General features: G+C 66.8%; 7 protein-coding genes, 1 pseudogene and 2 CRISPR repeat arrays (1 of these 10 cut by a window edge). Of the genes and pseudogenes, 1 reads left to right on the top strand and 7 read right to left on the bottom strand.

Annotated features, from left to right (window positions below; translation table 11 throughout):
• Window positions 1–108: pseudogene (locus tag ACTG9Q_RS32390) on the top strand (IS5/IS1182 family transposase); the annotation flags it as partial.
• Here the strand turns inward: ACTG9Q_RS32390 and ACTG9Q_RS32385 are convergent.
• The 7 genes from ACTG9Q_RS32385 to cas3 form a co-directional block, all read right to left on the bottom strand.
• Window positions 96–1,532 (bottom strand): helix-turn-helix transcriptional regulator, encoded by a 1,437-nt coding sequence (locus tag ACTG9Q_RS32385; protein WP_455576769.1) that lies wholly within the window; start codon window positions 1,530–1,532, stop codon window positions 96–98. The pseudogene ACTG9Q_RS32390 and the gene ACTG9Q_RS32385 sit on opposite strands and share 13 nt — an antisense overlap.
• 353 nt (window positions 1,533–1,885) lie before the next feature.
• A CRISPR array of direct repeats spans window positions 1,886–2,218; the repeat unit is 28 nt; unit sequence GGCCCATCCCCGCGCGTGCGGAGCGCAT.
• Between the two features lie 84 nt (window positions 2,219–2,302).
• Window positions 2,303–2,995 (bottom strand): type I-E CRISPR-associated protein Cas6/Cse3/CasE, encoded by a 693-nt coding sequence (gene cas6e / locus ACTG9Q_RS32380; protein WP_455576768.1) that lies wholly within the window; start codon window positions 2,993–2,995, stop codon window positions 2,303–2,305.
• The gene (cas5e, locus tag ACTG9Q_RS32375; protein WP_455576767.1) at window positions 2,992–3,765 is read right to left on the bottom strand and encodes a type I-E CRISPR-associated protein Cas5/CasD; all 774 of its coding nucleotides are present in this window, start codon (window positions 3,763–3,765) and stop codon (window positions 2,992–2,994) included. The genes cas6e and cas5e overlap by 4 nt, the downstream gene beginning before the upstream one ends.
• Window positions 3,762–4,925 carry a type I-E CRISPR-associated protein Cas7/Cse4/CasC gene (cas7e, locus tag ACTG9Q_RS32370; protein WP_455576766.1) on the bottom strand — a complete coding sequence of 388 codons (1,164 nt, stop codon included), beginning with the start codon at window positions 4,923–4,925 and terminating at the stop codon, window positions 3,762–3,764. The genes cas5e and cas7e overlap by 4 nt, the downstream gene beginning before the upstream one ends.
• Window positions 4,926–4,948: 23 nt before the next feature.
• Window positions 4,949–5,476, bottom strand: coding sequence for a type I-E CRISPR-associated protein Cse2/CasB (gene casB, locus ACTG9Q_RS32365; RefSeq protein ID WP_455576765.1), 528 nt, complete (start codon window positions 5,474–5,476; stop codon window positions 4,949–4,951).
• Between the two features lie 12 nt (window positions 5,477–5,488).
• The gene (gene casA / locus ACTG9Q_RS32360) at window positions 5,489–7,021 is read right to left on the bottom strand and encodes a type I-E CRISPR-associated protein Cse1/CasA (RefSeq protein ID WP_455576764.1); all 1,533 of its coding nucleotides are present in this window, start codon (window positions 7,019–7,021) and stop codon (window positions 5,489–5,491) included.
• Window positions 7,005–9,590, bottom strand: a complete 2,586-nt coding sequence (gene cas3, locus ACTG9Q_RS32355; protein ID WP_455576763.1) for a CRISPR-associated helicase Cas3' — start codon at window positions 9,588–9,590, stop codon at window positions 7,005–7,007. The genes casA and cas3 overlap by 17 nt, the downstream gene beginning before the upstream one ends.
• A gap of 248 nt (window positions 9,591–9,838) precedes the next feature.
• A CRISPR array of direct repeats spans window positions 9,839–9,862; the repeat unit is 25 nt; it runs 366 nt beyond the window's last position.

Genomic DNA, 9,862 nt, shown 5'->3' with positions numbered 1-9,862 from the left:
CAGTACAAACGCCTACGCACCCGCTGGGAACGACGAGCAGACCTGCATCAGGGATTACTGTCCCTGGGCTGCGCGATGATCTGCTACCGACGCCTCTACTCATTCTGACAGGAGCTCTTAGTTCCGCCCTTGCCTATTACGTTTCCCTCGTCGTTGGTGGCCACCATGTCGGCGAAGAGCCTGTCGAACTCCGGCGCATCCAGGACCGCGACGGTAAGTTGCAGGGCACCCAGTTCCAGCGGTTCTACGACCAGTCCGTAGTGCCACATGCGAAGCGTGCCGCGTTCGCGCGCGAGTTCGAATCGCGTGAATAGTTCGTCTTTCTCGTAGTTGATGGCGTTCGGGTTGCAGCCGTCGTGCTCGGGGTTGCCCAGAAATTCCTCGGAGAACTCGCGCATGATGTTGCGCCATAGGGAGAAGTCGTTCGCGACGTCTACCTGCGCGATGGATGATGGCTGGAATTCGCCAGCGGGCATCACGTGGCACAAACCGCCGCCGTCGGCGACCTTTTGGCCATCTCGTTCGTGGAGGACGAAACTTGCGCTCTCGCCGAGGCTGCCACGGCGTATCGTTAGGGTGTTGATCCCTGGCGACATGAGCAGTCGTGTAGGGTCGAACGGGTTTCCGATGGCTGCGCGCAATGGGAGTTGTTCGAACCCGGGTATCTGCCTTCCCGACAAGAGCCAAGCTTTCTTGAACTCATGTGCGACCATCTGCTTGACGTTGAAGACCTCGAAAAAAGTGGTGCGACTGAACCGCAACCTCAAAGTTCCGTCTGTTTCGCCGTGTGCGGCGATCAATCGATAGCTGAGACGGTTCTCCAGCAGCCGAGGGCGCACCAGGTCGCGTACTGCTCGACTGTAGTCCGTATATCGGATGTCCTTCTCCCGCAAGGGAAGCAGGCCGTCTGTGTGTGCTCCTTCGGGGAGTGTGTAAGGTGCGGCGTCCTGGTCCCATTGCAACTTGACAGAGTCCAACTCAACGGGCTTCTCCATGAGCCAGTGGGAATCGGTGAGCACATGACCGCCGGTCGCGCGGTCAGACTCGGGGTACAGCCAGGCCGCAAGTTCAGTCAGTTCTCGCCCTCTTACACCGGGAGCGTTCCGAACGCGCAGCCATTCCTCTTGGCTCGCGCGTACGTGTTGCGGCGGAAGCATGTCGTCGGAGTGGTCTGTTGAAGCGTGACTCGCAATGTCGGAAGCATCCCAAGGGGGCAGCTTTCCGCGCCGGCTGTATCGTTCCTGCCGTGCAGCCTCTCTCAGCTTCAGCAGGATTCCGTTCGCTTCCAGCGCCTTGTCCAACGCTCGAATGAGTTCCAGGGACGGCAGGTTGCTTTGCGGGCGTTCGACATGGGATACGTATTGTCTGGTGTATCCGATCAACCGGGCTAGTTCCGGTTGGCTCATGCCAGCTTGATTGCGACGCTGCCGAATCTCCTTCGCAAGCCTGATGGTTGCCTCGCCGAGATCGTTAACGCCCACCTTCGAAGATGTCGTCAACTCCTTCTCGTCTTCGCTTTTAAAGTCATTCATGCGAACTCCTGGGATCGCGCGATCGCCACCACCGCCACGTATAGTGTAACTCTGCCATTCAAAGCCTGATCAGTCGAATTCAAGGGTGACACTGCGACCCAAGTTCATCCACCGTTGGTTTGCCTGCGGCGGCGGACCACAACCAGTGATGCGGAAGTCGTTAGCTCGCGATGGGTGCGAGCCCCCGCGGACGCAGTGTTAAACGCACCAGCGAAGCAGTCGTCCCCCTCAGCCGTTGCCCGCGCGTGCGGGGCGTATGCCAGGTGCCACCGGCTCACGGTCAGAGTGCCCGGTCCATCCCCGCGCGTGCGGGGCCGCATGATGGCGAGAACTCCGTGCTCGGTGAAGTCCTTGGTCCATCCCCGCGCGTGCGGGGCGCATAGCTGGTGGCGCTCCGGCATGGTCACCCCCGAGGGGCCATCCCCGCGCGTGCGGGGCGCATATCCGCGAGACCGCCCCCGAGACCGCCCCCAAGGGCCCATCCCCGCGCGTGCGGAGCGCATGGCGGGGTGGCGTGGTCGGGAGCGGACCCGAAGGGCCCATCCCCGCGCGTGCGGAGCGCATCCGCCTCGCCCCTGCGGTTGCCGATCGCGCGGTGGCCCATCCCCGCGCGTGCGGAGCGCATTTTTTCTGGCTTGTCGCGGGGTTTCGCTGCTGCGGCCCATCCCCGCGCGTGCGGAGCGCATACTTGTTGACCTGCAGGTTTCCTATTGTCGGACCGAATTCTCGTTCACTTCTGTTTGAAGCTGGCTGTGGTCTGGTGGTTGTCGTCATGGACGGGTGGGCGGGTTAAGGGGGGCGATGGTGAGGAGTCCGCATCCGAAGGCGCGGGCGCGGCCGATGCCGGTGCGGAGGCTGTCTTGGAGGGTGTGTGGGTTGGTGATGGTTGCGGTGCCTTCGATGGTGGTGGCGGTGATGGTGATGGGTTTCTTGTTTTTGCGGCCTCGGGATTTGGTGGTGTCGGCTGTGGCGGTGGTGTGGGGTTGTAGCCCGTGGTGGGGTGCTTTGGTGTGCCACCAGGTGAGGGCGTCTTCGCCGGTGAGGGTGATGAGGGTGCCGCGGGGGCGTTTGGGTTGGTCATCGCTGGTGGTGGGGCGGGGTTGGAGGCGGGATGTGGTGGCGTTGAGGGTGATGCGGTAGCGGATGGTGGGGTGGGTGTGGAGGTGGTCGAGGAGGGGCGTGAGGTCGCGGGTGCCTGCGTGGGCGAAGCCTGGGGGGACGTGGGCGGGGTCGGGTTGGGTGGCGGATTGCAGGAGGATGTGGATTCCGGTGGTGGTGTGGTCGATGCGGTAGAGCAGTTCGGCGGCGGTGCGGGAGGCGGGGCCGAAGTTGGGTGGGCAGGCGAATGTGGTGAGGATTTGGTGCATTCGGTAGATGTCGCGGAGTGCTTGGTTGGCTTGGGGGTGGGCGGGGTTGACGATGAGTTTGGTGAGGTGGAGTGGGCGGGTGAACAGGGTGGTCATGGGTTCTCCGGGCGCGGCTGGGTGGGGCGCAGGGCGGTGGTGAGGGCGTGGAGGTAGTGGCTTCCGTGGCCGGCGCAGAGGATGGCGGGAAGGGGGTGGGTGGTGGTCCAGGTGGTGTGGGGTCGGTAGGTGCGTTGGTCGCCGAAGATTTCTGGGTGGGTGGGGGTGGTGTGGGTCCGGCTGGGTTGTGGGGGTGGGGTTTCGGTGATGAAGTCGATGTCGACGTGGGTGTGTTCGGGGGTGCGGGGTTTGGTTCGGGCGAGGGGGATGGTGGTGTGCAGGGCGCCGACGGGGTCGGGGTGGGTGCCGAGGTAGAGGTGGGCGGGGGGTGGGCAGGATCGGCGGCCGAGGTAGGGGGTGTAGGTGGGGCGGGTCAGTGCGGTGGTGAGCTGGTCGAGGAGGCCGGGTTTGGTGGTGGTGATGGCGATGGTGAAGGCGGCGTCGGTGAGGTAGTGGCGTTGGGTGAGGATGGTTCCTTTTCCGGCGGGGCGTCGTTTGCCGCTGGCGAGGATGGGGGTGTGTTCGGGGGTGCGGCCGCCGCCGATGGTGTGGAAGTCGGAGATGTGGTGTCCGGGGCGGTCGACGCGGATGGTGTAGGTGAGGGCGTCGAAGGGGCTGAGGTCGTCTCCGCGGGGTGTTCCGGTGGCGGCGGCGAGCAGTCCGGTGATGCCGGAGCGGGTGGGGTGGGTGTGGGTGTCGCGGTGGTGCCAGGCGGAGTTGGTTCCCCAGGACTGCAGGGGCGCGGCCAGGTGCAGCAGCAGGCCGGTCATGCCGCGTCCGTGTGGGGGTGGTTGTCGAGCAGGGCGTTGGTGGCGGCTTGGACGAGTCGGTCGAGGGAGTCGTGGCGGTCGCCGAGGTGGGTGTAGGTGGCGGTGGGGGTGCCTGCGTGGCCGCTCCAGTGGCCAGGGTCGCCGAGGAAGGTGGTGAGCCTGCCGGTGTAGTCGTTGAGTTCCGCGCAGGCGGGTGCGAGGTAGCCGTTCTCGCTGACGATGGCTTTCTCGAACGCGCAGGCCAGCGAGCGGGGGGCGTCTCGGACGGCGAGGTAGGTCAGGTCGGGGTTGGTGGCCGGTGCGGTGGAGTTCTTCTTGCCGCTGGGGACGACGGTGAGGAACTCGCGGGTCCATGCCTCGGTGACGCTGAGGGCGGTGTCGAGGTCGCCGAGCTGGGCGGCGAGTTGGGTGAGGTTGACGGTGCAGTAGCGGTAGAAGGTGCCGGAGGCGAACTCGGCGGTGGCCAGGTGTCCGGCGCCGCTGTTGGCGGCGCAGTCGTCGACGGCGGTGAAGTAGTCGTAGTCGGCGGCGGCTTCGTGGACGGTGAAGGCGTGGGCGACCTGGGTCGCGCCGTCGACGGTGTGGTCGGGGGTGTCGGCGAGCATGCGGCCGAGCAGGGAGATGGTGGCTGAGCGCTGGTTGAGGATCGACCGGGCCGGGGTGCTCATCGCCGCTGTGATCGCGGCGATGGTCTTCGCGTTCTCCTCCTGCTGGGCCTTCGACAGCTTCTTGGGCTTGCTCTTGTCGTCCAGTTCGGGCAGGGCGAGGGTGGTGACCAGGTCGCGGTGCTCGGTGGCGAGGGCGGCCAGGTCGGCGATGACCGTCCGCGGCACCCACAGCAGCACGCTGGTGTTGTCGCCGTCCTCGGCGGGGGGCAAGCCGTAGGCGTGGACGACGGCGCGTCCAGCGCGGCGGGCGTCCTCAGCTGTCCAGCCGTCGGCTTCCAAGTGCTCGGCGACGGCGGCGGCGATGCGACGGGTACGGACGGTCGGTGTGTCCAGGTGCTTCTCGGTTTCCAGGCGAGCGGCGCGCTTCCACGACTGCGACGAGACCCTGATGCGTTGCACACCCCCAAACAGGCAACCTTTGGGAGAACCCAGGCCATCGCGGTTCACATTGGAATAGGGAAGAGTGTGCAGGGCGTGGATGTCGAGGAACACAGTTGTCCTTTCAGGATGGTATTTCAGAGATCGGTGATGTCGTCATTGACGCGCAGGCAGGTGCGGTAGTAGTCCTGCAGCCACTGGCTGCCGATGCGCTGGCGGCCGGTTCGCCATGAGATGGCGTCATCGATGAGCCTGGCGAAGTCGATCTTGGCGTTCTTGGTGAGGCTTTGTCGCAGCGGCACGACCACACGGGTGAGAGCTCGGCAGAGCTGCGCGGCAGGTTGGCGGGCCAACAGATGCACACTATCTTCCCGGGTCTTCTCCGCCAGATGACCAGCCAAGCCGATGGACGCGCCCAGTGATCCGGGAGAGCGTTCCGGGATGGCGTTGTCGAGGTTGACGGCGATAAGCGAGGCCACGGTGTAGAGCACGGCCGTGGCGTGAGGCGAACTCGGGCTGCTGAAACGCGCGAGATAGCAGTGCACTCGGGTGGCGGCGTCGATGGGGCGCCCGAGCCCGGAGCGCAGGTCGGCGCGGGCACCGGGGGTGTCGCGGGCGGTGCCCACGATGAAGTCCACGAAGCGTGTGGCGCGGTCACTGGGCATGGCGGTTCCTTGCTAACGGGGTGGACGCGGGTTCTTCTTGTTGGCGAAGTTGAGCAGGTAGCGCTGGGCGGTGGCGACCTCGCGAGCGACCGCAGGGTGGTGGGCCTGGGGACGAGTCGCCTCGGCGACGGCATCCACGGCCAGCCGCACGTAGAGCCGGTATGGTTCGTCGAATTCTCCGGCGCGGACCTTGTCCCAGAACAGGGTTCCGGCGGCGGGCCAGTAGAAAGCGGCCGCGGGCGCGAGCCAGGGAACTTCCTTGCCTTTGTCTCGTCCCGGTTCGCCGGTGCCGAGGCTGCGGTAGGCGGTGCGCAGCGCGGAGTTCATCACCCCGGCAATGTCCTCGGCGGCTTGGTGCAGGCTCGCCGCACCTTCTGCGCGGTCCCAGTCGTTCTCCCGCATCCACGCCAACAGCGGCGGGGTGACCGCGGTGAACCAGCCGCGGTTGACCGTCTTGGTGTCCTGGTCGAATCCGTGCGCGCGGACCAGCAGCGTGTCGCGCAAGGCCGTTGGCAGGAACAGTGCCGAGGTCAGCACGTCGGGGCGCTTCGAGTCGGGGCGGTCTGCCAGTAGCGCGTCCACCTCGCGCCACAGGGCGCGGGTGCTGCTGGCCTGGCGGTGGCGCCACTGGCCGTCATTGCCGGCGTCGATGATCGTGTAGGGATCGGGGTGGGGAATGTGTCGAGGTTTCCAGCCCCAGGTCAGGTAGCAGCCCACCACATGGGTCTGGTCGGCGTCCGGAACGAGCAGCAGGGCGTGCCGAGAACGGCCGGTCAACAGACCGGCAGGCCAGGAGACCGGCGGCGGGGTGTCCAGTGGGTCGTTCAACTCCGAGCTCTCCCACGGCGCGGTGTCTGGGGCGCGCGGGTTATCCACGGTGCTCGGGCGGGGGATGCCCGCGATCAACGTCTCGAAGAGGGTGGGTGCCAGCGGGCTGAACACCAACGCCGCGCGCAGGGGACCGGAGGACATGTGCTGGCTGGCGGTGGTGCCGACCCGGCGGGTGCCGCCGGTGCCGCCGGAGCCGAAGTAGTGGTGCACCAGCAGCCACTGCAACGCCATCGCGACCGGGATCGGTGGGGCGTGCCCGGCATGGGTGTGCTGCCACCAGACCGGCGAGTTGTCTCCCGGACGGGTCGGGTCCAACACGTTGGCCGACTTGGCCTCGGCCTGCTCAACCAGTCTCGGGTCCTGCCACCACGGGCGTACCGGGTCGAACAGGTCCCATCGGCCCTCGTGTGCGGACAGGTACTCTTCCACCGCGTCCGCGCAGAACCGGCCTCGCTCAAGCACCGTCTGCCGCTTGGCGTTCCACGCCTCCGTCATCGTCGCGTCGTCGGCAACGGTGTCCAGGCCGCTGATCCTGGCGGCGATGGTGTAGAGCACGCGCAGCATTCCGACCTCGGCCGCGGGTATCGTGAGCGCCAAGTCGTTGAACTCGTGCGCCCGCAACAACAACTCCCGCAATCCCACCCACACCACCCCGTCCTCGGGATGAGCGACCGGGAACACCGCCGCGGTGCGCAGATCACCATTCCTCATCATCGAGCCGCCCTTTCACCAAGCCGAGTTCCTTGTCCACCCGCAGTCCCGCGCGTCCTGACTTCGGCAGCAACCGCGCCCGCCGCAACACCGGGTGCGTCCACCGTTCCGGTGTCTTCTCCAGCGCGGCCGATTTCGGGTTGTCCACCCAGTCCTGCGGGCAGGGGATGGAGTGGTCGACCAGTAGTTTGATCTTGTCGCGGTTGAGGTGAGGACCGGGCAACGGCACGCCGTCGGCCAGCCACCGCTTGCCGTCGGCATCCTCCGTGTACGGGATCACCCTGGCCGAGTCCACCCCCAAGCGCGTGGACATCGCCGCCTCTCCAACCTGTGCGTGGGTGATGCGGTGCAGCTCCCACACCTGAGACGGCGCGGGAACCGCGCTGTGCCCGGCCAGCGCCCGGTGCAGTTCGGTCATGTCGTGGCGCTCCTTCCACTGCCGCAATTGCTCGGGCTCCAGTGGCGGCAAGTCGCGGCTGTGGACCCGCTGCACCAACGTGTCCACGTCCTCGGGAACACGCACCAGCGGGCCGTGCTCGGCCAACACCGTGCGGGTGGCCAGCAGCTCGTACTCCGGATACAACGCGCACAACGACGGCGGCAACTCGCCGACCGGGTCGAGCACCACCAGCCTCGGCTCTTCCAACCACCCCGGCCGGCCCGTGCGGGCGTGGCGGTGGCACCGGCCCAGCCGTTGCAGCAGCTGCGCGATCGGAGCGAGGTCGCTGATCACCAGGTCGAAATCGACATCCAGCGACTGTTCCAGCAGCGAGGTCGACACCACGATCCGCGGCCTCGCCCGGGTCTGGGCGGTGGAGTCCTTGCCGAAGGCGTCGCTCACCTCCTGCTCCACCGCCACCCGGTGCTGTTCGGGGAACCGGGCGTGCAGCAGCGTCACCCGGTCCTTGCCCACCTGCTTGACCAGCCGCTGATAGGTGATCTGCGCGGCCGGGACGGTCGCGCACACCACCGCGACACACCCGCCCTCCCCCACGACGCGCTGGGCGTACCCGGCGATCACCTCCCCCCGTCGCCCCGGCTCGCACTCCACCCGCGCCGTCCGCCGCCCGTCCTCGCGCATCGACACCACCGCCGCAGGACTCGGCCGCTGCACACCGCCGTCCAGGCCGGTGAACACCCATCCCGGATACCTCCCGACCGCGGGCTCTCCTCCCACCGTCGGCACCACACCGGACAGATACGCGCCAGTCAACTCCCGCTGCACCGACGCGGGCAGGGTCGCCGACAACAACACCACCGGCACCCCGAGAAAACCGCACCAGGACAGCACCCGCCCCAACAGGGCCAGCATGTACGGCTCCAAGGCGTGCACCTCGTCGACCACCAACACCTTCCCGGCCAACGCCCACAACCGCACCATGTTCAACCGCGTCGCCAACCCGGCGATCAACACCTGATCCACCGTCACCACACTCAACCCCGCCAACATCGGGCGATGCGGGTCGTTGACCCACACAGACTCCGGATGCTCCACGCAGTACTCCCGATAGCCCTCGTCGAACGAGGCCATCGAATGCCCCAACGTCACCGCCGTCGACTCGACCGCCATCACCTCCGCGAACCTCGTCCACCGCCGCCACATCGCATTCGTCGTCGCCCGAGTCGGCAAACACCACACCACCCCCGGACGCCCTGACACCTCCCCCAACACCCGCGCCGCGACCGCCACCGCCTCTGTCTTCCCCACCCCCGTCGGCGCCGTCACCACCAACAACCCCGAACCCGCCGGCCGGAACTCCTCCTCGATCGACCGCTGCAACGCCCGCGGCGACTCACCCAACAACTCCCGCGTCGACACCGACGCCCGCAACCGCGGCACCCCCAACCCCACCCCCGCCACCCGCTCCCCCATCGCACTCAACGTGTGCACCCACCTCGCCCCCAACTCCTGCGACGCCCCCCACTGCGACTCCTTGATCCACCGCGTCTCCGACACCACCCAATCCGCCACGATCACCAACCCCGTCACCACCGCCGCACACGCCGCAGGAAACACCGACGGCAACCCCGGCTCCCCCAACACCCGACGCACCGCCTCCACCAACTCCCGCCGCCGCCCCTGCCACTGCACCCCACCCAACGCCCGCGACCGCTCCGGCCACTCCGCCAACCGATCAACCTGCGGAAACACCCCATGATGCCCGCCCAACACCTCACCCACCCGATGTGCCACCGACTCGGCAAACACCTCCACCGACCCCGGATCGCCCAACACACTCGGCACCGACAGGTAACTCACCTGCTCATGCGCCACCCACCGCGCGTCATCACGGCTCACCTCTTCCTGAAAGAAGCCTGCTTTCCCGATGTCATGCCAACCCGCCAACAACGCCACCACCCACCGGGCCCCCTCCTCATCCATCCCCCACTGCGCCGCCAACCACCCCCGCACCCCCACCGGCACATGCGACTCCCACAACACGAACGCCGCCGCCGCCGCGTCCAACAAGTGGAACACCAGCGGATACGGGCCATCGAGCCCCTTCTTCTTCCCCCACACCTCAAGCATGACACTCAACATAGACCAGACCCCTTCAGTCAAGATCCACACCCATCCCCTTCCTCACCGAAGACACCTAGCTAAACTCCACAGAACTTCGTCGTTTGAGAACTGAATCAGCCTCACACTTGCCCCGCACCTGCGGGGATGACCCCGGGTCAGGACTGTGGCCAATCAAGTCACGTCCACGCCCTGCACCGCGACCAAGGCCGGCACATATCCGCCTGAACCGCCAGCAGGGAGCCACCAAAGTGAATGAAAACCAGCCTCACTCGCCACAAACCCCCAGCTCAACAAGTGCCCGCCCCGCACGCGCGGGGATG

The organism is Actinokineospora lacus, assembly GCF_053813445.1.
The sequence above is the reverse complement of the archived record's forward strand: the minus strand, read 5'-3'. Positions and strand labels throughout refer to the sequence as shown.